General features: G+C 57.1%; 19 protein-coding genes. 14 read left to right on the top strand and 5 right to left on the bottom strand.

Going from position 1 to position 23,026, the window contains the following annotated elements:
* Positions 1 to 7 precede the first annotated feature (7 nt).
* The 4 genes from H3Z84_RS15365 to H3Z84_RS15350 are packed head-to-tail and all read left to right on the top strand — an operon-like array spanning position 8 to position 4,889.
* Positions 8 to 574: a pilus assembly PilX family protein gene (locus tag H3Z84_RS15365; protein WP_199458091.1), complete on the top strand. Its 567-nt coding sequence runs from the start codon at positions 8 to 10 to the stop codon at positions 572 to 574.
* On the top strand, positions 571 to 4,071 hold the full coding sequence (locus tag H3Z84_RS15360) for a pilus assembly protein (protein WP_199458090.1): 3,501 nt from the start codon (positions 571 to 573) through the stop codon (positions 4,069 to 4,071). The genes H3Z84_RS15365 and H3Z84_RS15360 overlap by 4 nt, the downstream gene beginning before the upstream one ends.
* Positions 4,072 to 4,119: 48 nt before the next feature.
* A complete protein-coding gene (locus H3Z84_RS15355) occupies positions 4,120 to 4,464 on the top strand; it encodes a hypothetical protein (protein WP_199458089.1) in 345 nt (114 codons plus the stop codon).
* Between the two features lie 2 nt (positions 4,465 to 4,466).
* Entirely contained in the window at positions 4,467 to 4,889 is a 423-nt protein-coding gene (locus H3Z84_RS15350) for a type IV pilin protein (RefSeq protein WP_206769022.1), read from the top strand.
* Positions 4,890 to 4,894: 5 nt separating this feature from the next.
* Here H3Z84_RS15350 and H3Z84_RS15345 read toward each other — a convergent pair whose 3' ends face one another.
* From H3Z84_RS15345 to H3Z84_RS15335, 3 genes are all read right to left on the bottom strand, one after another.
* Positions 4,895 to 5,452 (bottom strand): GspH/FimT family pseudopilin, encoded by a 558-nt coding sequence (locus tag H3Z84_RS15345; RefSeq protein ID WP_199458088.1) that lies wholly within the window; start codon positions 5,450 to 5,452, stop codon positions 4,895 to 4,897.
* Positions 5,453 to 5,534: 82 nt separating this feature from the next.
* Entirely contained in the window at positions 5,535 to 6,917 is a 1,383-nt protein-coding gene (locus H3Z84_RS15340; protein WP_199458087.1) for a sigma-54-dependent transcriptional regulator, read from the bottom strand.
* 50 nt (positions 6,918 to 6,967) lie between these two features.
* Positions 6,968 to 8,614: a sensor histidine kinase gene (locus H3Z84_RS15335; protein ID WP_199458086.1), complete on the bottom strand. Its 1,647-nt coding sequence runs from the start codon at positions 8,612 to 8,614 to the stop codon at positions 6,968 to 6,970.
* Positions 8,615 to 8,704: 90 nt separating this feature from the next.
* Here H3Z84_RS15335 and H3Z84_RS15330 point away from each other — a divergent pair, with 90 nt between their 5' ends.
* On the top strand, positions 8,705 to 10,369 hold the full coding sequence (locus tag H3Z84_RS15330; protein WP_199458085.1) for an NAD+ synthase: 1,665 nt from the start codon (positions 8,705 to 8,707) through the stop codon (positions 10,367 to 10,369).
* An 11-nt stretch (positions 10,370 to 10,380) separates the two neighbouring features.
* On the opposite strand, the gene H3Z84_RS15325 is transcribed toward H3Z84_RS15330, so the two are convergent.
* Positions 10,381 to 11,214: an outer membrane protein assembly factor BamD gene (locus tag H3Z84_RS15325; RefSeq protein WP_022987773.1), complete on the bottom strand. Its 834-nt coding sequence runs from the start codon at positions 11,212 to 11,214 to the stop codon at positions 10,381 to 10,383.
* Between the two features lie 63 nt (positions 11,215 to 11,277).
* On the opposite strand from H3Z84_RS15325, the gene rluD reads away from it, so the two are divergent.
* From rluD to clpB, 3 genes are all read left to right on the top strand, one after another.
* A complete protein-coding gene (gene rluD / locus H3Z84_RS15320; RefSeq protein WP_199458084.1) occupies positions 11,278 to 12,255 on the top strand; it encodes a 23S rRNA pseudouridine(1911/1915/1917) synthase RluD in 978 nt (325 codons plus the stop codon).
* Complete coding sequence (gene pgeF, locus H3Z84_RS15315) at positions 12,245 to 13,000, top strand: peptidoglycan editing factor PgeF (protein WP_199458083.1); 756 nt, start codon at positions 12,245 to 12,247, stop codon at positions 12,998 to 13,000. Before rluD ends, pgeF begins: the two co-directional genes overlap by 11 nt.
* Positions 13,001 to 13,158: 158 nt before the next feature.
* Positions 13,159 to 15,735, top strand: a complete 2,577-nt coding sequence (clpB, locus tag H3Z84_RS15310; protein ID WP_199458082.1) for an ATP-dependent chaperone ClpB — start codon at positions 13,159 to 13,161, stop codon at positions 15,733 to 15,735.
* 86 nt (positions 15,736 to 15,821) lie between these two features.
* Here clpB and H3Z84_RS15305 read toward each other — a convergent pair whose 3' ends face one another.
* Positions 15,822 to 16,298, bottom strand: a complete 477-nt coding sequence (locus H3Z84_RS15305) for a DUF4124 domain-containing protein (RefSeq protein ID WP_199458081.1) — start codon at positions 16,296 to 16,298, stop codon at positions 15,822 to 15,824.
* A 470-nt stretch (positions 16,299 to 16,768) separates the two neighbouring features.
* On the opposite strand from H3Z84_RS15305, the gene H3Z84_RS15300 reads away from it, so the two are divergent.
* From H3Z84_RS15300 to H3Z84_RS15275, 6 genes are all read left to right on the top strand, one after another.
* Entirely contained in the window at positions 16,769 to 18,487 is a 1,719-nt protein-coding gene (locus H3Z84_RS15300) for an acetolactate synthase 3 large subunit (protein ID WP_199458080.1), read from the top strand.
* Between the two features lie 2 nt (positions 18,488 to 18,489).
* A complete protein-coding gene (ilvN, locus tag H3Z84_RS15295) occupies positions 18,490 to 18,981 on the top strand; it encodes an acetolactate synthase small subunit (protein ID WP_036218832.1) in 492 nt (163 codons plus the stop codon).
* 64 nt (positions 18,982 to 19,045) lie between these two features.
* Positions 19,046 to 20,062: a ketol-acid reductoisomerase gene (ilvC, locus tag H3Z84_RS15290; protein WP_058341567.1), complete on the top strand. Its 1,017-nt coding sequence runs from the start codon at positions 19,046 to 19,048 to the stop codon at positions 20,060 to 20,062.
* A gap of 90 nt (positions 20,063 to 20,152) precedes the next feature.
* A complete protein-coding gene (gene pssA, locus H3Z84_RS15285; RefSeq protein WP_022987781.1) occupies positions 20,153 to 20,965 on the top strand; it encodes a CDP-diacylglycerol--serine O-phosphatidyltransferase in 813 nt (270 codons plus the stop codon).
* 91 nt (positions 20,966 to 21,056) lie between these two features.
* Positions 21,057 to 22,028, top strand: a complete 972-nt coding sequence (gene msrP, locus H3Z84_RS15280; RefSeq protein WP_199458079.1) for a protein-methionine-sulfoxide reductase catalytic subunit MsrP — start codon at positions 21,057 to 21,059, stop codon at positions 22,026 to 22,028.
* A gap of 50 nt (positions 22,029 to 22,078) precedes the next feature.
* Complete coding sequence (locus H3Z84_RS15275; protein ID WP_323127007.1) at positions 22,079 to 22,645, top strand: protein-methionine-sulfoxide reductase heme-binding subunit MsrQ; 567 nt, start codon at positions 22,079 to 22,081, stop codon at positions 22,643 to 22,645.
* Positions 22,646 to 23,026: the final 381 nt, after the last annotated feature.

Here is a 23,026-nt window from a genome sequence, read left to right as displayed (position 1 = left end):
CATTGATATGCAAGCGATGATTAAACAGAAGGGTGCAGCATTGTTGCTGTCCCTGGTTATTTTGCTGGTACTGACGCTTCTCGCTGTTTCGGGGATGCAGGGCAGTACCATGCAGGAGCGAATGTCGACAGCCCAGAGAGATGGCATGCTTGCACTGGAGATTGCAGAAACCGCCATGCGCGAAGCGGAGTCGACTCTGGATAACCTGAGCGACTTGTCAGATTTTGGCTCAACTACCGGCTTTTATGATGGCACGCTTTCCAGCACTACAGTTCCATCGCCCTTCACCAAGGCGACCTGGTCCCCGGACCCTGCCGACCCCAACAACGCGATTGACGGTACGGCTGTAAATGGCGTCACCCCGCAGTTTTTATTCGAGTATAAAGGCAAGGTTGTTGTGGACTCCCAGGGTCAGTTGCCCCGTGATTTCAGCCAATATGGCAGCGCCGGCCCAGCGGAATTCGATTATGCACGCATTCTTGTAAGGGCAGAGGGGCCATCTGGCTCCAGCAGGCGCTTACTTGAGGGTTTTTATGTATTTCAGCCCGGTGGGCTGGCAGGAGGCAATCCATGAACACGCTTAACCTGAAAGCTATGCTAGCTGCTATTTTGCTGGTTCTGCCCACGGCGGGTTACTCCGCCAGGCCGGATTTTGCACAAGAGCCCTTGTTTATCGGGAGTGCGGTGGCACCGAACCTTATGTTTATTCTTGATGATTCCGGTTCTATGGAGTACGCCTTCATGCCGGATGAGTTATCCGATGAATTTGCGGACTCCAATGGTTACATCGGTGAATGCAAGGGGGGCACCTTCGTTTGGGAAAACCGGCGTTTCTGCGCCACAAATATTGGCAGCCGGGCCTATCTTGCATCGAGTGATGTAAACAAAGTGTATTTCAACCCGAACATAACCTATGCGGCACCAGCCGGGACTGCAGGGGATGTGCCGTTCAAGAAAGCGCCTTATGATGGATATGACACTTCGTCGGAGAAGATCGATCTGTCAAGTGAGTATCGTGCGATTATAGACCAGTACAGTTGGTACTACGGGTATTATGATGGTAGATACTATGACGACTTCACAATAAGCCCGTACGGCAAGGCTGGTGCAGCATTTTATTATCAGCAATCAAGCAACTGCACAAGCCAATTTTCGAGCAGTTGTTATTCCCTGGTGCAGCCGATCCCGGATGCTCAGAAACAGAATTTTGCCAACTGGTTTTCTTATTATCGCACCCGAATGATGGCGGCCAAGGCCGGCATTGGTGAGGCATTCAAGAATTTGCCTGATAATTTCAGGCTTGGCTGGGGCCGGATAAACAAGGGATCATCCACCGTTGATGGTGCCAGTGTGAGAGCCATTGTAGAAGGTGTCAGGCCTTATGATTTCGTTCATTCGGATAACGCGAGTACGGTTCATAAAGCCAAGTTTTATAACTGGCTTTACAATCGCTCCGGAAGCGGGGGGACACCACTGAGGCAAGCCCTTGAGGGCGCGGGTGACTATTACGAAGGTAGCAGGCGTGCATGGGCAGACAACCCTGATGCTAGTGTAAGCAACACTAACCCTGTCAGAGAATGTCGGCAAGCCTATACAATTCTTATGTCAGACGGGTATTACAACGGTAGCGATCCAGCAGATGCGGTTAAAAAAGCAGACGATAAAGACGGGGCCACAATTACCAATAACAGGGGAGATTCATACAAGTATGTCGCAAGCAATCCGTTCAAGGACGGAGTAAACGACAAAACCCTTGCTGATGTTGCCATGCATTACTGGAAGCGTGACTTGCGGACAGATTCTGACATGCCTAATTATGTTCCCAATTCTCAGAAGAATCCCGCATTTTGGCAGCATATGGTGACTTATACTGTGGGCCTTGGTGTGGAAGGCTCGGTTGGTCCTGTTGCAGCCTTTAAAGCCCTTGAGGACGGCACCTATATAAATTGGTGGGGCGGGACTTCCAAACAAAACAAAGTAAATGACATGCTCCATGCTGCTGTCAACGGCAGAGGCGGGTTCTTTAGTGCGTCAGATCCGAAAACATTTGCTGACGATCTCACTGGAACCGTGAATGACATTATTGCTGAAGCAGGCTCATCAACAGCGGTTGAGTTCGACGTTTCCTCTTTCCAGCAAGGTGCGCTGATCTTCGCATCCCAGTTCGACCCTAATGGCTGGACGGGTGATCTGAAAGCCGCAAAGCTGGGTGGAACCAACAGCCCTATTGTTCCAGACATAAATGAAGCTGTTAAAAAAGGTGATGGCTGGTCAGCACGCTCCATTCTGGACAAACGTGATCTGTCTGCGGATGACCGAGTAATTATTACCTACGGCAATGGAGCCGAAGGCTTCCGCTGGGGGAACCTGTCAAATGCCCAGAAGAATGACCTCCGGTACGGTAGTGTAGGCGATACGGTTGCAGAACAGCGGCTCGATTATATCCGGGGGGACACATCCCTTGACGGAACAGCCGGCTGGCGCAAGCGCGGTAGTCGCCTTGGTTCAATCGTTAACTCCTCACCGGAATTTGTCGGCGAGCCACGGGCAATATGGCCAGACGAGGCACCCTTTGGCACTAATGCCAAGCGCTTCTCCGATTTTGCGACAAACAAAAAATCCCGCGCGCCTGTTGTATACACAGGGTCAAACGATGGCATGCTCCACGGCTTCAACGGAGCTGTGAATGGCGGTGATGAAGTGCTCGCCTATATTCCCGGATTTGTTTACAACTCGACAGCGAGTAATGCCGGGCTGCACTTCCTCACGGACCCGGCGTATCAGCACCGGTACTATGTGGATCTTGAAATTCGCCAGCAGGATATCTTCACCAAAGGCAAGAAAACGGATGGGTCTTTGACCTCAGACGAGGCCTGGAGAAGCATCATTGTTGGAGGCGGACGCGCAGGCGCGAAGGGAATTTTTGCACTGGATGTAACAGACCCATCAGCGTTCACTGAAGCAAATGCAGAGAAAATTATACTCTGGGAGTTTGCGGGCACCGACGATGCTAAGATGGGTTATGTAACCCAGGCACCAATAATCGGCATGACCAAATGGGGCGCTGATGAACGGTGGACTGCTTTTGTGTCGAATGGATATAACTCGGCAACCAAGAGCACAGGCTTTTTCATGCTTGATATCGAAGGCGGAATGGACGGAACCTGGGATTCTGGCGATGTTCGTTATGTTGAGTTCGAGTCTGCAACCGGAACTGGTCCTCAACCCGGCGGGCTATCGCCACTGACGGCTCTGGATACGACCGGTGATTATCTGGTGGATCGGATATATGCGGGCGATCTGGATGGTAATGTCTGGGTAGCCAGCCTGGATAAAACCAAAGGTACCTGGGCACCGACCTATAAGACAGGTACAACGCCGTCTTCGCCGAAACCTCTGTTCACCACGCAGTCCAACCAGGCGATTACAGCAGCGCCGGTTGTTGCTGCAAACAAAACCATGACACGGGTAGGGAATATGCCCAACCTGATGGTTTATTTTGGAACTGGTCAGTATCTGGAGTCCAATGACGTTACTACCAATGACAAACAGTCCGTCTATGGTATTTGGGATCATGGGAATTCAGGCCTGACAACGAGTAATCTGGAGTCCCGCAGTATCAGTGAAGGAAATATATCCGGTACAAACTCCGCGAAGGTGCGCTATTCCACTGGTAAGGTGATGGATTTTGCAGCGGCACAAGGCTGGTATGTTGACCTGCCTACGAGTGGCGAGAGAGCGGTTGTCAGCCCCCAGATCCGAGGCGAGTTTCTGTATCTTAATACCATGATCCCGGATCAGAACCCTTGTCTGGGTGGTGGTAATGGATGGCTGATGGCATTTGGTCTCGATGGCCTGACGCCCACTAAAAAGGCTTTCCTGAAGTTTGGAGCCAAAGTTGCGGGTTACAAGAGTGTCGGTCTGCCAAACCAGTCCACCATTCTGGGTAATTACCGGTTTACTCCGGGCAGCAACAACAAAGACCCGGTAGACGTTATGGAGATTCCACCTCTTAGCGGGTCCACAGCGAATGCCGGACGTCGTGGCTGGAACGAACTGGTCAACGAGTAGTGGTGGAGGCCTGGCACTGCCTGCAAACAGACAACAGAGGGTAACAGCATGAAAACATTGCTTTCGATTATACTGGGCGTGTCACTGGGTGCCTGGAGCTTGAGCTCCACGGCACAGGAAGGTGCGGGCAGTGAGGTTCAACGCTTTAGCGATTCCGGCCTGGAAGCGGAGCGCCCAAGCTCAATGCTTGATGGAGTTTACCCTGAAGATATGAGGGTGGTTATCGGTGACAGGGAGTACTTTCTGGAGGGCCCGGTAGCCATTAACGGGCAGGAGGTTTCTGCAAGAGGCGCGATAGCGGTTTTAAGAGAAGGGCAGCATCTGTCGAATATTGTTGCTGACAGGGAAGGTGGAACCGGGCGCCTGATTCTGAAGGGAGTGGATACGTTTTGAGCTTGAGTACAGGTATCAGTCGCCCTGGTCGCGATGCGGGATTTACGTTGATCGAGCTGATGATTGTCGTCGCAATTATCGGCATCATTGCAGCCATCGCTTATCCATCCTATCAGGATAGCGTCCGTAAAACCCGCAGAGCGACAGCTCAGGCGGAGCTAATGGAACTGGCGCAATGGATGGAAAGGCAGTATTCGGCAGACTTCTCGTATCTTGAAGGTGGAAATCAGCCGGTATTGCCATTTACCCAGTCCCCGAGAACCGGAACAGCGTTCTACAACTTCGGTTTCAACGGTGCTGTGTCGGCAAATGCGTATACAGTGCAAGCCGTTCCGGCCGGGGACCAGGCAAAAGATGCGTGTGGGACGTTACGTTTGACTCAAACCGGGGCCAAATCATCAACATCGGGAACCGGCTGTTGGTAGTGCTGTCAGCAGCGGAGTGGGCGACCCTTTGAATCCTCGGGGATACCGTCGTTATCCGTGTCCCTGGCGATTCTTACCCGGCCGCCTCTGCTGATGATAATCTGGCCTGCTTTTTTGGTATCACCTGATTCCGGGCACCAGGTAATGTTGCCAAGGTCACTGTGGATGAATCCGTTGGGTTTGAACTGAAAGTAGCTTCGATTCAGTGAGCGGGTAACGATATGCCCGTTCCCGCCTGGTGAAATTGTTCTGAGAAGGTTCCCGCTGGTGCGCAGTTGTCTCGTATTGTCAGGATCCAGAAACGCGTGGATATCGCCGTTCCAGTTCCTGCCACAAGTCAAAGCTGCGTCAAGTGGGCAGACGGTGACAATTGCTCCGCTCATTACGGAATGTTGCCGCGCAAATGCAAAGACGCCTATGAGGTCATGCAATGCGCCTTTTCGCCCCTGATTGTCTATGAACGATGCAAATGAAGGGAGAGCGATATTTGCCAGTATTGCGGCAATAACCACTACAATCATTAATTCCAGAAGCGAAAAACCACGGTTTTTGTGTAAAAGCATTTTTTAAACTTCCATGTCTCAGTACTTGTAAAGCGATCGCATCCTGCATATCGCCGCTGTTCTGTAAAAATATACCTAAAAACTACTCCATTCCCAACTTCTTCAACCTGTACCGCAATGCCCGAAAACTGATCCCCAGCTTCTTCGCTGCCGCCGTCTTGTTCCAGCGAGTGGCCTCCAGTGCTTTTTCAATTGCCTGACGCTCGATAGACTCCAGATAACCTTCCAGATCGATATCTCCTTCCGGCACCAAGGTCGGGCCCGCCTCTGAGATGGCGTTGCCGCTGGCATTTGTTTGCCCTTCCGTTGCCAGGGTGCCGCCCAGGTGCAGGTCAGAAGCGCTGATCCGATCTGCGTCGCACAGCGTAAAAGCGCGCTCAAGAATGTTCTCCAGTTCCCGCACGTTGCCGGGGAAGTCGTGTTCTTTCAGCCGATCCACGGCATCTTGCGTCAGGCTTGCCGCATCGCACTCATACTCCCGGGCAATACGCTCAAGAATGTGATTGGCCAGCAGTTCGATATCATCCGTACGATCCCGCAGTGGCGGTACGGCCAGCTCAATCACGTTAATCCGGTAAAACAGATCCTGCCGGAAGCTCCCGTCCTGAACCAGTTCCGCCAGGTTCTTATGGGTGGCGCTCAACAGGCGTATGTCCACGGGCAGTTCCTTGGTATCACCTACTGGTCGCACGGCTTTTTCCTGAATGGCGCGCAGCAGCTTTACCTGCATCGCCAAGGGCAAGTCGGCCACTTCGTCCAGAAACAAAGTGCCGCCGTCGGCGCTGCGGAACAGGCCGGGTTTGTTGTCGATGGCGCCGGTGAAGCTGCCTTTCTTATGGCCGAAGAATTCGCTTTCCATCAGTTCAGACGGTATGGCTCCGCAGTTGACGGCGATGAACGGGCCGTCGGCGCGCGGGCCCTGCAGGTGGATCATCCGTGCCACCAGTTCTTTACCACTGCCGGATTCGCCGCTGATAAACACCGGTGCCTGGCTGCGGGCCAGTTTGCGGGTCTGGTTGCGTAGTTTGCGGATTTGCGGGGACTCGCCCAGCAGCAGGCCGGGTTCGTCGTTCTCTTCGGCCGGTTGCAGTTTGGGTTCGGACAGTTTCAGGGCGCTGTTTACCAGTTCCCGCAGGCGGGGCAGCTCCACCGGTTTGGAGACAAAATCAAAGGCACCGGCTTTTAGCGATTCAATGGCAGTGTCCATGCTGCCGTAAGCGGTAATCACCGCTACCGGGGTGCAGGGGCTGTGTTCCTGAATCCACTGCACCAGCTCTATGCCGTTGCCGTCGGGCAGGTTCATGTCGGTCAGGCACAGGTTGGGCTGGTGCCGGGCCAGTAAACTCCGGGCGCTGGCCAGGTCGGGCGCGGTGTAGGCCTCTATGCCCATGCGGGTGAGGGTGATTTCCAGCAGGTCCCGGATATCCGGTTCGTCGTCTACAATCAGCGCGGTCTGTTTTGTCATTATCTGTGTTCAGTTCTTTGATGAATGGCAGTGCGTTGGCAGCCCGGCGGTCAGATCATCCGGCCCGGATGGGCGAAGGTGATCCGGAAGCGGCACCCGGGTTCGCCATCCTCCACCAGCGACAGGTGCGCCTGGTTGGCTTCGCACAATTCCCGGGCCAGGTACAGGCCAAGGCCGGTGCCGCTTTTGTCGGTGGTGAAAAACGGCTCGAACACGGAGTTACGGTGTTCCGGCGCTATACCGGGGCCGAAATCCTTAACATCCACAAAGGCCCGCTCGCCATCGGCACTGGTGCCTGCGGCTAATTGTATCCTGTTTTGGCCGCTGTGCTGTTTGCTGTATCGCAAACCGTTGTCACACAGGTTTACCAGCACTTGTTCAACCTGGCTTTTATCGAACCGGGCGGCGGGTATGGCTGCGTCGCAGAAGAGTTCAATCTTTACGGGGGTGTCGTCGTCCAGGGTTTGCAGGAAGTCCTGGCGGAACTCTTCAAGCCAGCTGGCTACATCCACCAGTTCGGTATCTGCTGCCCGGCGGCGGGACAAGTCCAGTACGTTCTCGATAATGCCGTTCACCCGCCGGGAATGGCGCCGGATGATGTCCAGCATCTGCAGGTCGCCCTTGTCCAGGTTGGGGGATTCTTCCATCAACTGGGCGGCGTGGCTGATGGCGCCCAGCGGGTTGCGGATTTCATGGGCGATGCCGGCGGTCAGGCGGCCCAGTGAGGCCAGCTTCATTTGCTGGGCCTGCTGGGTAACCTTACTCATGTCTTCGATGAACACCAGTATCAGGTCGCCTTGCTCCTGGTCCAGCTGGGTCAGGCTGGCCTGTAATAACGGAGAGGTGGTTGACGGCTGGAAGGGCTCGATGCTTCGGCCGGGGTTACTCAACCAGAGTTCCAGGCCCTTTTTCAGGGGTGGGGGCAGTTCCCGGTGGTGGCCGGATTCGCCCGCCTGGTGGCTGGCAGCGCCGAACAGCAGTTCCTCGGCCGCCGCGTTGGCCAGGCGAATGTACCCGTGCCGGTCCAGTACCAGGATGCCGGTGCGCATGCGCTGGATAATTTGCTGGTTGATCTGCTCCAGCTCGGCAATGCTCCTGGCCCGGCTGCTGGCCAGTGCTTCGCTGCGGATCATTCGCTTGGAGATACCCTGCAGAATCACCGCCGTGGCAAAATACAGGATGCCCAAAGAACCGGCCCGAACAATGTCGTCGGCACTTTCGTTGATGGTGATCACCGCCCAGCCGGAGATGCCCAGCGAGCAGATGGCCGCCAGTGCGGCGTAGAAGGTGCCCATGCGGGTGGGGGTCAGGATGTTGCCGGCGGCAACCGCGACAATCACCAGGTTGGCCAGCCCGTTGGTAATGCCGGAACTGGCCAGCAGCAAGCCGTGCATCACCAGGATGTCTGCCAGTATGGACAGGGTGATATGCCGCTGCCGAGGCTGGAAGCCGGCCAGCAGGAGCAGGGCGATAAAGCCATTCAGGGCCAGGTACGAAACCACCCCGGCCTGGTAGTAGTCCAGCCAGCGGAAACGGGTGTCTGCGGTGAACGGGTCTACAAACAGCAGGGCAACCAGCAGCAGGCTGATGACTACCCGGTAGTGGTTGTAGATCCGGAACAGGCGCGCCTGCTGGTATTTTGCCGGTGGCCCGAACGGGGAGCGGGCATGGGTTGTGTTGGTAAGCTCGGTTGCCATGAAGGGGTTATTGCCTCTGCCCGGAAGAAATCCTTGCCTTTGCGGGGTTATAATAGCCTTTTCATGGCAACAAGTTACAGGAGCCTTTGCATGGCCACACCCGGAACCGCATCCGCCGATTCAGACTCCCCCCGCAAGCTGCGGGTGGTTATGGCCCAGCTGGACTTTCTGGTTGGTGACATTCCGGGTAATACCGAGCTGGTACTGAAGGCCACCCGGCAGGCGCACGAGCAGCACAAGGCAGACATCGTGCTGTTCCCGGAGCTGTGCCTGACCGGCTATCCGCCGGAAGACCTGCTACTGAGGCCGAGCCTGGACCTGCGCATTGCCGAGGCCCTGGAGCGTTTGCAGCAGGCCAACCTGGAGCCGGCCATGGTGATCGGCGCGCCGGTGCGTTCCGGCGGTTTGTTGTATAACGCCGCGGTGGTTGTCGAGAAAGGCGAAATCCGCGGCCGGTATTTCAAGCGTTGCCCGCCCAATTACCAGGTGTTCGATGAAAGACGCTACTTCGCTGAAGGCCGCGATACTCTGGTTATGGATATAAAGGGTGTGTCGGTTGGCATCACCGTGTGTGAAGACATCTGGAAAGACGGCCCGCTGGAAGATGCCGCAGCCGCCGGTGCGCAACTGATCCTGAACCTGAATGCCTCGCCCTACGATATCGACAAACAGGCCCGGCGCAAGGCGCTGCTGGAACGCAAGGCGGCGGATAACCGGGTGAGCATTGTGTACACAAACCTGGTGGGCGGGCAGGACGAGCTGGTGTTTGATGGTGGCTCCATGGTGGTCGACCACGCCGGTGCGCTGGCGGTGGAGGCACCCCAGTTTGCCGATGGCCTGTTCCCGGTGGAATTCCTGTGTGAGCACCACTGCCAGCCAATCTCTCAGCCCTTGCCGGAGGAGCCTTCCCTGGAAGCCAATGTGTACAGCGCACTGGTGACGGGTGTTCGGGATTACGTGAACAAGAATGGCTTCAAATCTGTGGTGCTGGGTTTATCTGGCGGTATCGATTCTGCTGTGACCCTGGCGGTGGCTGCCGATGCCTTGGGCAAGGACCGGGTAAGGGCGGTGATGATGCCGTTTCGTTATACCTCCAGCGCCAGCCTTGAGGATGCCGAGGCCCAGGCCAGTGCCATGGGCGTTCAGTACGATGTGTTCTCCATCGAGCCCATGTACGACGTGTTCATGCAAACCCTGGCCAAGCCCTTTGAAGGCACGAGGCCGGATACCACGGAAGAAAACCTGCAGGCCCGCCTGCGGGGCGTGTTGCTGATGTCACTGTCCAACAAGTTCGGTTCTCTGGTGCTGACCACCGGTAACAAGAGCGAGATGGCAGTGGGTTATTCCACCCTGTACGGCGACATGGCCGGCGGTTTCGATGTGCTGAAAGATGTGCCGAAAACCCTGGTGTTCCGCCTGGCCTGGTACCGCAACAGCCTGTCGCAGGTCATTCCGGAGCGGGTGATTACCCGGCCGCCGTCCGCAGAGCTGGCGCCGGATCAGAAAGACGAGGACAGCCTGCCGGGATACGACATTCTGGACCAGATCCTGAACCTGTACGTAGAGCGTGATTACAGTGCCGAGGCCATTGTCGCGGAAGGTTTTGAGCGGGCGGATGTCGAACGGGTGGTAAGGCTGGTGGACATCAACGAATACAAGCGCCGGCAGGCACCCATCGGGGTGCGCATTACCGAGCGCGGGTTTGGTAAAGACCGCCGGTATCCGATTACCAACGGCTGGAAAATTGGCAAGTAAGGCTGCGGGCCTTACTCGTCGCCCATCAGGCCGAAGGTGACCACGTTGGTGAGGGATCGGTTCTGGCGGCGCAGGCGGTCAGACTGGAACTCACCGTTCTCATCAAAGGCTTCGCTGTTGGGGAAGTTCTGCCGCAGGGTAGCGATGGCATCGCTGGCGCCTTTCTTCAGGTCCATAAAGCGGAAAGTGTCGGCCAGCAGAATCAGGGCTTCTTCAACCGCCGGGGAAGACGGGAAGTTCTCCACCACGTACCGTGCCCGGTTGTTGGCCGCCACAAAGGCCTCACGCTTGATGTAGTAGCGGGCTGCGTGCAGTTCCAGTTCGGCCATGCGGTTGCGGATGGCGATCATGCGCTGGCGGGCATCCGGGGCGTATTCGCTGTCCGGGAAGCGGTTCAGCAGCTGGGAGAAATCCCGGAACGCCTGCAACTGTTCGCCGGGGCTGCGGGCGGCCACATCAATCGGGAAGTAGCGGGCAGCCAGGCCCATGTCCAGGTTGTAAGACGCCAGGCCGCGCATGTACATGGCGTAGTCCAGGTGGTCGCTCTGGGGGTTCAGGCGCATAAAGCGGTCAGCCGCCGCCCGGGAGCCTTCCAGGTCCAGGTTCTGGTAGCGGGCGAAGATCAGGTCCAGCTGGGCCTGTTCGGCGTAGCGGCCGAACGGATAATAGGTTTCCAGGGCGTCCAGGTTTTCTTCGGCTTCGTTGAAGTTGCCGGAGTTCATGGCCTGGCGGGCGTTGTCGTAGTATGTCTCTTCCGGCAGTACTTCCACTTCGCGATTAGAGGCGCAGCCGCTGGCCAGCGCAATGATAGTGGAAATTAGCAGTAATCGGACAACTGATCTCATGCCGGAATCCCGTATAATGGTCGCAACTTGAATGAACCCCGCATTGTAGCAAAAAGAGGCCGAATGTCTTCCGATAACCGTATTACCGGACATTACACCATCCCCCCGGAACTGAGCGACCGGCGGCTGGATCAGGCTGCGGCCGAACTCATGCCCGAGCATTCCCGCTCGCGCCTGCAGTCCTGGATCAAAAGCGGGGCGCTCACGGTGAACGGCGAAGCCCGTAAGCCCAGGGACAAAGTCATGATGGACGACGTTCTGGACCTGGACGCCGAGCCGGAAGTGCAGGTTACCTGGGAAGCCGAGCCGATCACCCTGGATATCGTGTACGAAGACGAGCACCTGCTGGTGATCAACAAGCCTGCCGGGCTGGTAGTGCACCCGGCGGCGGGCCATGCCGACGGCACCCTGGTGAATGCGCTGCTGAACTATGCGCCGGAAGTGGAAAACCTGCCCCGGGCCGGCATTGTGCACCGGCTGGATAAAGACACCTCCGGCATTATGGTGGTGGCCCGCAGCCTGATTGCCCACACCTCGCTGGTTAACCAGCTGCAGGAACGTACCATGGGCCGGGAATACGAGGCCGTGGTAGTGGGTTCTCTTACCGGTGGCGCTACGGTGGATGCGCCCATTGGCCGGCACCCGCAGGATCGCAAGCGCATGGCTGTGGTGTCGTCCGGTAAGCCGGCAGTGACTCATTACCGGCTGATTGAGCGCTTTGCCGCCCATACCCATGTTCGTTGCAAGCTGGAAAGCGGCCGCACGCACCAGATTCGGGTACACATGACCCACGTGCGCCATCCGCTGGTAGGTGATCCTGTTTATGGCGGTCGTCTGCGTTTGCCCAAAGGCACCACCGAAGAGTTGCGGGATGTGCTGGCGGCATTCCATCGCCAGGCCCTGCACGCCCGGCAGCTGACCCTGGAGCATCCGGAAACCGGTGAGATTCTGAGCTGGGAAGTGCCCCTGCCAGAAGACATGGTTCACCTGATCGAAACCCTGCGCAAGCATGCCCGGGAACTGGACGAGAATGATTACTGAGCACGACGTACTGCGCCCGGACTGGCCTGCGCCACGCCGGGTGCGGGCCTTGTGTACTACCCGTAAAGGTGGCGTCAGCCGGCCGCCCTGGCGCAGCCTGAATCTGGGCGACCACGTGGGTGATAATCCTGGCCATGTGCAGGAAAACCGCCAAACCCTGGCCCGCTTCGCCGGGCTGGACAGCAACCGCATTGGTTGGCTGAACCAGGTGCATGGCACCGAAGTGGTTGAATTAACGCCTGCCACCGTGGGTTCCCGCCCGGATGCAGACGCCAGCTTTACCCGTATTCCCGGAATGGCCTGTGCCATCCTGACGGCCGACTGCCTGCCGGTGCTGCTGGCGGACCGCAAGGGCACGGTGGTGGGCGCGGCCCACGCCGGCTGGCGCAGCCTGTGTGGCGGTGTACTGGAAAACCTGGTGGCCGCCATGGCGGTGGAGCCTTCGGAGCTGGTGGCCTGGATGGGCCCCGCCATAGGCCCGAAGCAGTTCGAAGTGGGCCCGGAAGTGCGCGAAGCCTTTATCGAGCAGTCCCCGGAAGCCGCTAATGCCTTCAAATCAGCCGGTGCCCGCCCCGGCCATTTCATGGCCGATATCTACCACCTTGCCCGCCAACGCCTGCAGCGCACCGGGGTTAGCTCGGTATCCGGTGGTAGCCTGTGTACCGTGCGCGACCAGGACTGGTTTTTCTCCTACCGCCGAGATGGCCAGACTGGCCGTATGGCGTCGATTATCTGGCTGGGCTGACCGGCCGAAGCTGACGGCCGTCAAGTTTTCGTCGAAATAGTCAGCCCCCAGCTTGAAGTCCCCCTACCTGCCCCTACATTAAATGTCAAAGCAATCGGAATACGCCGAAGGCAGCGTGCCGTGTTGCGTATTCGCAAAAAATTCGGGGAACTGAACTCATGAGAATCGACAAGCTGACCAGCAAACTGCAGTCCGCTTTGGCGGATGCGCAGTCGATCGCGGTAGGCAAAGACCATAATTTTATCGAGCCGGTGCATCTTATGCAGGCACTGCTCGATCAGCAGGGCGGATCGGTAAAGCCGCTGCTGCAACAGGTGGGTGCAGAGGCTGGCCGGGTGCGCCAGGCCGTCGCCCAGGAAATTGAAAATCTGCCGGAAGTGCAGGGCAACGCCGGCGATGTGTCGGTGTCGAACGATCTGGGCCGGCTGCTGAATATGGCAGACAAGCAGGCCCAGAAGCGGGGCGACCAGTTTGTTTCCAGCGAGTTGATCTTGCTGGCGGCGCTGGAAGACCGGGGTTCTCTGGGCCGCATTCTGCGGGAGCAGGGCGTAGACAAAGCCGCCCTGGAAAAAGCTATTGATCAGGTGCGTGGTGGTGAAACCGTGAATGATGCAGGTGCAGAAGAAAATCGTCAGGCGTTGTCCAAGTACACCATCGACCTGACCGAACGGGCCGAACAAGGCAAGCTGGACCCGGTGATCGGTCGGGACGATGAAATCCGCCGTACCATCCAGGTGCTGCAGCGCCGGCGCAAGAATAACCCGGTGCTGATCGGTGAACCGGGCGTGGGTAAGACTGCCATTGTGGAAGGCCTGGCCCAGCGCATTGTGAACGGCGAAGTGCCCGATGGCCTGAAAGACAAGAAGGTGCTGTCCCTGGATATGGGCTCGCTGATTGCCGGCGCCAAGTTCCGGGGCGAGTTCGAGGAGCGCCTGAAGGCGGTGCTGAACGAGCTGTCGAAGCAGGAAGGGCAGATCATCCTGTTCATCGACGAGATTCACACTATGGTGGGCGCCGGTAAGGCGGAAGGCTCCATGGACGCCGGCAACATGCTCAAGCCGGCTCTGGCCCGGGGTGAGCTGCACTGCGTGGGTGCCACTACCCTGAATGAATACCGGGAAAACATCGAGAAAGACGCCGCCCTTGAGCGCCGGTTCCAGAAGGTGCTGGTCTCCGAGCCCAGCGAGGAAGACACCATTGCCATCCTGCGGGGCCTGAAAGAGCGTTACGAAGTGCACCACGGGGTTGAGGTAACTGACGGCGCCATTATTGCTGCCGCCAAGTTGTCGCATCGCTACATCACCGACCGCCAGTTGCCGGACAAGGCTATCGACCTGGTGGATGAAGCCGCCAGTCAGATCCGCATGGAGATGGATTCCAAGCCGGAAGCGCTGGACCGCCTTGAGCGCCGCCTGATTCAGCTGAAGATCGAGCGCGAGGCCTTGAAGAAAGAGAAAGACGACGCCTCCAAGAAGCGACTGGCGGAGTTGTCGGATGTGATTGCCGGCGTGGAACGGGAATACTCGGACCTCGAAGAAGTGTGGAATGCCGAGAAAGCTGCCCTGCACGGCTCCCAGAAGATCAAGAGCGACCTGGAGCAGGCGCGCATTGACCTGGAAACCGCCCGCCGTTCCGGTGACCTGGGGCGGATGTCGGAACTTCAGTACGGCAAGATTCCGGAACTGGAGCGCCAGCTGGAAATGGCTGGCCAGGCCGAGATGCAGAAGATGGAACTGCTGCGTAACCGGGTAACCGATGAGGAAATCGCCGAAATCGTTTCCAAGTGGACCGGTATTCCGGTGTCCAAGATGCTGGAAGGCGAGCGCGACAAGCTGATGCGCATGGAAGAGGCGCTGCACGGCCGGGTGATTGGCCAGGAAGAAGCGGTAGAAGCGGTATCTAACGCCGTGCGCCGGTCCCGGGCCGGGTTGTCGGACCCGAACCGCCCCAACGGTTCCTTCCTGTTCCTCGGCCCCACCGGCGTGGGTAAAACCGAGCTGTGCAAGGCGCTGGCATCGTTCCTGTTTGATACCGAAGAGGCGATGGTGCGCATTGATATGTCCGAGTTCATGGAGAAGCACTCCGTGGCGCGGCTGATTGGTGCGCCTCCCGGATACGTGGGTTACGAAGAGGGTGGTTACCTGACCGAAGCGGTGCGCCGCCGGCCCTATTCCGTGCTGTTGCTGGATGAGGTGGAGAAAGCCCACCCGGATGTCTTCAATATCCTGCTGCAGGTGCTGGACGACGGCCGCCTGACCGATGGCCAGGGCCGCACCGTGGACTTCCGCAACACCGTGATTGTGATGACCTCCAACCTGGGCTCTCACATCATCCAGGAGAAGGCGGGCGAGGAGAACTACGAAGATATGAAGTCTGCGGTGATGGAAGTGGTGGGTACTCACTTCCGCCCTGAGTTCATCAACCGAGTGGACGAAGTGGTGGTGTTCCATCCGCTGGCGGAAAACCAGATCCAGGGCATTGCCCGCATCCAGATCGCGAACCTGGCGCAGCGCCTGAAGGATCAGGATATGAAACTGGAGATCGCCGAAGATGCCATGCAACTGCTGGCCGAGGTGGGCTACGATCCGGTGTATGGTGCCCGTCCGCTGAAGCGGGCGATCCAGCGGCTGATCGAAAACCCGTTGGCGCAGAAACTGCTGAAAGGGGAGTTTATGCCGGGGGATACCATCGTGGCGACGGTTCAGGACAACGCCGTGGTGTTTGCCAGCAAGTAATTGCTGCGCACTGCCGGGGCTTCGTGGCCCCGGCTATCAACCGGGAATGAAAAAGCCAGTCGGATTGCCCGGCTGGCTTTTTTGTTTTATTGCTGCTCGGTTCGTTCTTCCATCGGGCCACAGTTCTCGGCGGCAATCTCTTCAAACTGCTTGCGCTGTTCCTCGATTTCTCCCGGCGTGAGATAGCGCATCTCGCCGTTTTCTTCCACCCGGATCCTGGCGTTGCTGTTGATCACATCCAGGTTGGAGCGGGCGGTGGCGCAGTTGGCTTCACGCTGTTTGCGCAGGGCTTCTTCCTGGGCGGTTTCCTGGCGCTGCCGGGCTTCAGCCTGCTGGCGCTCCTGGATTTCCTGAACCTGCTGTTGCGGGCTCACCCGGGACGCCTGGCCGCCGGAACTCTTGCCGGTGCGCACGTTAACGATCTCTGCAGATGCACCATTAGGCTGGCGATCCCCGAAGTGGGTTACGCCGCTGTCGTCGGTCCATTTGTAGACGGAGGCACCGGCGGCGAAGCCCGGGGCGGCGGCCATGATCGCGGCCAGCATCAGGATTTTTCGGTTCATAGGTCCACTCGTTATTCGATTACTGCCTGGTGACATGATGCCACCCCGAATGCGGATTTTCTTCTGTCTGGTTCAAATCTCTTGCACCATTATTGGCCAACCGGGGCCCTGTGTCTAAGAAAATGGTGGCAATTAAGCCACAGCGCCTATTGACAGTGAGTTTCGCGCTGTCAGAATTGCAGATTGCCTGAAGACTGGGGTCAATACGGCAGGCAATCCCGAGCGAGTATCCCCCGTTAATCACCACACTGCGTTCGCCACCCGCTGGCGGGCACTGGTTGTTGCTTACGTGCAACCCGTTGATTGGTCGTTCTCCGCAACCCTCAGGAGGGCGGCTGGCCAGGAGACAACCTCTTAAAAATGGTGTGGAGGAGTACGCCGGTTCCGCTTTCACAAGAAGCAGGGAAACCGAGAATCCAGGCAACCGGGGCGTAACCCGGCTCATTCACTCGTAGAAGAGGGTAGAAATCGTGGAGTTATTGTCTGGCGCCGATATGCTGATCCGCTCCCTGCAGGATGAAGGGATCGAATACATATACGGCTATCCGGGTGGTGCAGCCCTTCATATTTATGATGCGCTGTTCAGGCAGGACAAAGTCAAGCATATTCTGGTGCGGCACGAACAGGCGGCGGTCCACATGGCCGACGGCTACGCCCGTGCAACCGGAAAACCAGGTACCGTACTGGTGACCTCGGGTCCTGGAGCCACCAACACTATTACCGGCATTGCCACCGCATTCATGGATTCCATCCCCATGGTGGTTCTGTGCGGCCAGGTTGCATCTACACTGATTGGTGAAGATGCCTTCCAGGAAACCGACATGATCGGTGTTTCCCGCCCGGTGGTTAAGCACAACCTCAGTGTGCGCCATCCGGAAGAAATTCCTGAAGTGATCCGCAAGGCTTACTACATTGCCTCTACCGGCCGCCCCGGCCCGGTTGTGGTGGATATCCCCAAGGATATGACCACCCCGAACGAGCGCTATGAGTATGCCTATCCGAAGAAGGTCAAGCTGCGCTCCTATAACCCGGCAGTTCGTGGCCATGCCGGCCAGATCAAGAAAGCCGTAGACATGCTGATGGCGGCCAAGCGCCCGATCATCTATGCCGGCGGCGGTGTGATCCTGGGCAAGGCCTCCAGCCAGTTGACCGAGCTGACCCAGACCCTGGGCTTCCCTATCACCAACACCCTGATGGGCATCGGCTGCTATCCGGCGACCGACAAGCAGCATTTGGGCTGGCTGGGTATGCACGGCACCTATGAAGCCAACATGGCGATGCACCATTCAGACCTGATTCTCTGTGTGGGCGCGCGCTTTGATGACCGCGTAACCAACGCCACCGAGAAGTTCTGCCCGGGTGCGCGCATTATTCATATCGATATCGACCCGGCATCTATCTCCAAGACCATAGATGCAGACGTGCCCATTGTTGGCCCGGTGGATGCGGTACTGAAAGAAATGCTGTCGCTGGTCAAAGAGTCGAAGGACAAGCCGGATGCCGAAGCGCTGGGGTCCTGGTGGAAGCAGATCGAAGAGTGGCGTGCATTCCACGGTATGCGTTACGAAACCAGCCCGGATGTGATCAAGCCGCAGGAAGTGGTCGAGATGCTCTGGAAGCTCACCAACGGTGATGCCTTCGTAACCACCGATGTGGGCCAGCACCAGATGTTTGCTGCCCAGTACTACAAATTCGACAAGCCCAACCGCTGGATCAACTCCGGTGGCCTCGGCACCATGGGCTTCGGCCTGCCGGCCGCCATGGGTATCAAACTGACCCATCCGGAAGATGAAGTGCTGTGCTTCACCGGTGAAGGCAGTATCCAGATGAACATCCAGGAGCTGTCCACCTGCAAACAGTACGATCTGCCGGTGAAGATCATCAATCTGAACAACCAGGCCCTGGGCATGGTCAAGCAGTGGCAGGACATGAACTACGAGTCCCGTCATTCCCAGTCTTACATGGAGTCTCTGCCGGACTTCATCAAGCTGGCGGAAGCCTATGGCCATGTTGGCGTGCGCATTGATCGCAAGGAAGACCTGGAGCCCAAGCTCAAGGAAGTCCTGGCGATGAAAGACAAGCTGGTATTTGTGGATATTTACGTGGACCGCTTCGAGCATGTGTACCCGATGCAGGTTGCCCGTGGTTCCATGAAAGATATGTGGCTCAGCAAAACGGAGAGGGTGTGATCATGCGTCGAATCATTTCTGTTTTGCTTGAAAACGAGCCGGGCGCACTGTCCCGCGTGGTTGGGCTGTTTTCCCAGCGCAACTACAACATCGAAACGCTGACCGTGGCGCCGACCGAAGACGAGACCCTGTCTCGCCTGACCGTCACCACCAGCGGTTCCGACAAGGTTATCGAGCAGATCACCAAGCAGCTGAACAAGCTGATTGAAGTGGTCAAGCTGGTAGACCTGACCGAAGGTGCCCACATCGAGCGTGAGCTGATGCTGGTCAAGCTGAAGGCAACCGGTTCCCAGCGTGCGGAAATCAAGCGCACCGTGGATATCTTCCGGGGCCAGATTGTCGACGTAACCAGCTCGGTTTATACCGTTCAGCTGGCCGGCGACAGCAGCAAGCTTGATGGCTTTATCCAGGCTGTAGGCACGTCTGGCGTGCTGGAAGTGGTGCGTACCGGTGTATCCGGCATCGCCCGTGGCGAAAAAGTTCTCAGCCTGTAAGGGCTGCCCGAAAAATTTGAACACTATGGCCCCGAAGGGCTGTTACTGATAACAGAGGTTTCTCATGCAGGTTTATTACGATAAGGATTGTGATCTTTCCATCATCCAGGGCAAGAAAGTTGCCATTCTGGGCTTCGGCTCCCAGGGCCACGCGCACGCGTGCAACCTGAAGGACTCCGGTGTAGACGTAGTGGTTGGCCTGCGTGCCGGCTCTTCCTCCATCGCCAAGGCTGAAGCCTACGGCCTGAAGACCAGCGACGTGGCTTCTGCCGTTGCTTCCGCCGACGTTGTTATGGTGCTGACTCCGGACGAGTTCCAGGCCCAGCTGTACCGCGACGAAATCGAGCCGAACCTGAAGCAGGGCGCTACCCTGGCGTTCGCTCACGGTTTTGCTATCCACTACAACCAGATCGTTCCGCGTAAAGACCTGGACGTGATCATGGTTGCTCCGAAGGCGCCGGGCCACACTGTACGCACCGAGTTCACCAAGGGCGGCGGTATTCCTGACCTGATCGCGATCTTCCAGGACGCTTCCGGCAACGCCAAGAACGTAGCCCTGTCCTACGCCAGCGGCATCGGCGGTGGCCGTACCGGTATCATCGAAACCACCTTCAAAGACGAAACCGAAACTGACCTGTTCGGTGAGCAGGCGGTTCTGTGTGGTGGCGCGGTTGAGCTGGTTAAAGCCGGTTTCGAAACCCTGACCGAAGCGGGCTACGCTCCGGAAATGGCGTACTTCGAGTGTCTGCACGAGCTGAAGCTGATTGTTGACCTGATGTACGAAGGCGGCATTGCCAACATGAACTACTCCATCTCCAACAACGCTGAGTACGGCGAGTACGTAACTGGCCCGGAGGTGATCAACGAGCAGTCCCGCGAAGCCATGCGTAACGCACTGAAGCGCATCCAGAGTGGTGAATACGCCAAGATGTTCATCTCTGAAGGTGCCCTGAACTATCCGTCCATGACTGCTCGTCGTCGCCAGAACGCGGCTCACGAGATCGAGACTGTGGGCGAGAAGCTGCGTTCCATGATGCCGTGGATTTCCGCGAACAAGATCGTGGATAAAGAAAAGAACTGATCCGGAATTTCCGGTACGGTTTGAAAGCGCGGCCCTAGTGGCCGCGTTTTTCGTATATACTCCGCCCAAATGCTTTCCGGAGTTTATGGAATGACTGAAGAGAATAAATCTGTCGACAAGCCTGAACCGAACAAGGCTGCAGAGCTGGACCTTGAAAGTGGCGAGGTTGTCGAGGAAGAGTTGGTTGAGGGAGCCAAGGTGCGCCGTAAGGGCATCTACCTGCTGCCCAATGCCCTGACCACCGCATCCCTGTTTTCCGGGTTCTATGCCATTGTCTCTGCCGCCAACGGCGTGTTCGATAACGCCGCCATCGCTATTTTCGTGTCGATGGTTCTGGATGGTCTGGACGGCAGGGTGGCCAGGATGACCAACACCCAGAGCAAGTTCGGTGAAGAGTATGACAGCCTGGCCGATATGGTGGCCTTCGGCGTGGCTCCGGGTATGGTGGCCTTCTTCTGGGCCCTGAACGGGCTGGATAAAGTGGGCTGGGCTATTACGTTCATCTACGTGGCCGGCGCGGCATTGCGGCTGGCTCGCTTCAACACCCAGATTGGCTCTGTTGATAAAAAGTTCTTTGTGGGTTTGCCGAGCCCGGCTGCAGCCGCCTGTGTGGCAGGCCTGGTCTGGTGCTTCCATCAGTTTGAACCGTCCGCCTGGCTGACCTTGCTGTCCATTGTGGTCGTCGGCGGTGCCGGCGTGCTGATGGTGAGCAACGTTCTTTACCGCAGCTTCAAAGACCTGGATTTGCGGGGGCGGGTGCCTTTCGCCGCTATCTTGCTGGTGGTTTTGATACTGGTAGTGATCGCTGTAGACCCGGCCACCGTATTGTTCACTGCGTTCCTGATCTATGCGTTGTCGGGACCGGTCCGCGCCTTGTTCCGGAAAAAGCCAAAGCGCGCCTGACGACAACTGCCTCCCGCCCGGATCCTGCCCGGGCGGGAATTTCTCCGGGAATGTTCGGTCTATCTGCTAACCGCGAACTCTGGAGCCTCCGATGTTTATCAAGCAACGCCCTTCCTGGTCTGTCCCTGAATCTGAAGTAACCCCGGAATCTGTCTACCTGAATCGGCGCAAATTCATGACCGGTGCCATTGCTTCAGCCGCTGCGCTGTCGATTCCGGGACTGGTTCGGGCGGAAGATACCCGGCCGGGAACGGTTTTGGACTACAAGGCTGCGCCGCAATTCTCCACAGACGAGAAACCGGCCCCGTATGATGCCATCACTACATACAACAATTTCTACGAATTCGGCACCGGTAAGCAGGACCCATCCCGCTACGCTTCGGAAATGTCCGTGGACCCCTGGTCCGTTGAAGTAGAAGGGGAGTGTGCGAATCCCGGCACGTACGCGCTGGAGGATTTGCTGAAGCCTCACCAGTACCAGGAGCGGATCTACCGGTTGCGGTGTGTTGAGGCCTGGTCAATGGTGATCCCGTGGGTGGGTGTACCGCTGGCGGAGGTGATCAAACGCCTGGAGCCGAACTCGGATGCGAAATTTGTTTATTTCGAAACGCTGAATGCCCCGGAGCAGATGCGCGGACAGCGATCTCTGTTCAGTACCATCGACTGGCCCTATCGGGAAGGCCTGCGTATGGATGAGGCGATGAACGAGTTGTCGTTTCTGGCGGTAGGTCTGTATGGAAAGACCTTGCCCAACCAGAACGGTGCGCCGATCCGCCTGGTGGTGCCCTGGAAATACGGTTTCAAGAGTATCAAGTCGATTGTGCGTATCCGCTTTATGAAAGAGCAGCCGAAATCCAGCTGGGAAATGATTGCGCCAAGCGAATACGGCTTCTACGCCAACGTGAACCCGGAAGTGGATCACCCGCGCTGGAGCCAGAAGATGGAGCGCCGTTTGCCTTCGGGCGTGTTCCGGCCGAACTGGATTGAGACTGAAAAGTTTAATGGCTACGGCGAGCAGGTGGCCGGCCTTTACAAGGGCATGGATCTGTCCAGGTATTACTGATGGCGTCTGCTGTGGCAAATAGGTGGCTCGGTATTGCCGGAAAGTGCCTGGTGTTTGGTTTGGCCCTGCTGCCGCTGGGCTTTCTGGCTGCTGATATTGTTAATGCCAATCTGGGGCCGGACCCTGGACAGGTGATTACGGAGGCGCTTGGCATTGCCGCATTCCAGCTGCTTCTGGTTACGCTCGCCATTACCCCGTTAAAGAAAGTAACCGGCTGGTCGGGCTGGTTGCGTTACCGGCGGATGCTGGGGTTGTTTGCCTTTTTCTATGCCGTGTTGCATCTGCTGGCCTTCCTTCAGCTGATTCTGGGCTGGATGGATCTTTGGGCGACCTTTACCAAGCGCCCGTACATCATTGCGGGTGCTGCCGCATTTCTGGCGATGGTGCCCCTGGCGATCACATCCACCCGGAGAATGATGAAGCGTACCGGACGGTGGTGGAAGCCGTTGCATCGTTTGATTTATCCGGCTGCGATACTCGCGTGGGTGCATTTCCTCTGGCAGGCGAGAAGTGACATTACCGAAATGGTGGTTTACGCGGTAATTCTGGCGGGATTGTTGGTGGTGCGGGCAAGGTGGTTTGGTGTTTCGTCTCTGGTGCCACTAAAAAGAACTTGAAATACGTCACAAAATGAACAATAAATAGCCATTGTGGTGAGTGATTGATCAGGCGTGTAGGTGGAAACCGAAGCCTGTCAGGTTTTTTCGGAAAAGGGCGTTGACAGTTTTTCTTACGCCTGTAGAATGCGCACCACTTCTGAGGGACAAGCCGCTTACGGCAACTTTCGGAAGGAATGCAACCGATTGAAAGTATTCGAAAAATTGCTTCAGAAATTATTCGAAATCAACGGTTGACAAGGCGGCGGAACGATGTAGAATACGCGGCCTTGATTGAGCAACAGCTCAAACGCTCTTTAACAAGTTAACCAAGTAATTCGTGTGGGCGCTGGCCGAGGTATTTCGGATACGAAATATCAGGACAGTGACTCGTCGAAAATT

Source organism: Marinobacter sp. bablab_jr003, from assembly GCF_016464245.1.
GTDB classification, from domain to species: Bacteria; Pseudomonadota; Gammaproteobacteria; order Pseudomonadales; family Oleiphilaceae; genus Marinobacter; species Marinobacter vinifirmus.
Note: the sequence above shows the minus strand (reverse complement) of the source record. Positions and strands in the feature narration are given on the sequence as shown.

What these genes read in the sequence shown, in the direction of transcription:
- H3Z84_RS15365 (WP_199458091.1), top strand. Translation starts at nt 8, where the DNA reads ATGCAAGCGATGATTAAACAGAAGGGTGCAGCATTGTTGCTGTCCCTG.
- H3Z84_RS15360 (WP_199458090.1), top strand. Translation starts at nt 571, where the DNA reads ATGAACACGCTTAACCTGAAAGCTATGCTAGCTGCTATTTTGCTGGTT.
- H3Z84_RS15355 (WP_199458089.1), top strand. Translation starts at nt 4,120, where the DNA reads ATGAAAACATTGCTTTCGATTATACTGGGCGTGTCACTGGGTGCCTGG.
- H3Z84_RS15345 (WP_199458088.1), bottom strand. Translation starts at nt 5,452, where the DNA reads ATGCTTTTACACAAAAACCGTGGTTTTTCGCTTCTGGAATTAATGATT.
- H3Z84_RS15340 (WP_199458087.1), bottom strand. Translation starts at nt 6,917, where the DNA reads ATGACAAAACAGACCGCGCTGATTGTAGACGACGAACCGGATATCCGG.
- H3Z84_RS15335 (WP_199458086.1), bottom strand. Translation starts at nt 8,614, where the DNA reads ATGGCAACCGAGCTTACCAACACAACCCATGCCCGCTCCCCGTTCGGG.
- H3Z84_RS15330 (WP_199458085.1), top strand. Translation starts at nt 8,705, where the DNA reads ATGGCCACACCCGGAACCGCATCCGCCGATTCAGACTCCCCCCGCAAG.
- H3Z84_RS15325 (WP_022987773.1), bottom strand. Translation starts at nt 11,214, where the DNA reads ATGAGATCAGTTGTCCGATTACTGCTAATTTCCACTATCATTGCGCTG.
- rluD (WP_199458084.1), top strand. Translation starts at nt 11,278, where the DNA reads ATGTCTTCCGATAACCGTATTACCGGACATTACACCATCCCCCCGGAA.
- pgeF (WP_199458083.1), top strand. Translation starts at nt 12,245, where the DNA reads ATGATTACTGAGCACGACGTACTGCGCCCGGACTGGCCTGCGCCACGC.
- clpB (WP_199458082.1), top strand. Translation starts at nt 13,159, where the DNA reads ATGAGAATCGACAAGCTGACCAGCAAACTGCAGTCCGCTTTGGCGGAT.
- H3Z84_RS15305 (WP_199458081.1), bottom strand. Translation starts at nt 16,298, where the DNA reads ATGAACCGAAAAATCCTGATGCTGGCCGCGATCATGGCCGCCGCCCCG.
- ilvN (WP_036218832.1), top strand. Translation starts at nt 18,490, where the DNA reads ATGCGTCGAATCATTTCTGTTTTGCTTGAAAACGAGCCGGGCGCACTG.
- ilvC (WP_058341567.1), top strand. Translation starts at nt 19,046, where the DNA reads ATGCAGGTTTATTACGATAAGGATTGTGATCTTTCCATCATCCAGGGC.
- pssA (WP_022987781.1), top strand. Translation starts at nt 20,153, where the DNA reads ATGACTGAAGAGAATAAATCTGTCGACAAGCCTGAACCGAACAAGGCT.
- msrP (WP_199458079.1), top strand. Translation starts at nt 21,057, where the DNA reads ATGTTTATCAAGCAACGCCCTTCCTGGTCTGTCCCTGAATCTGAAGTA.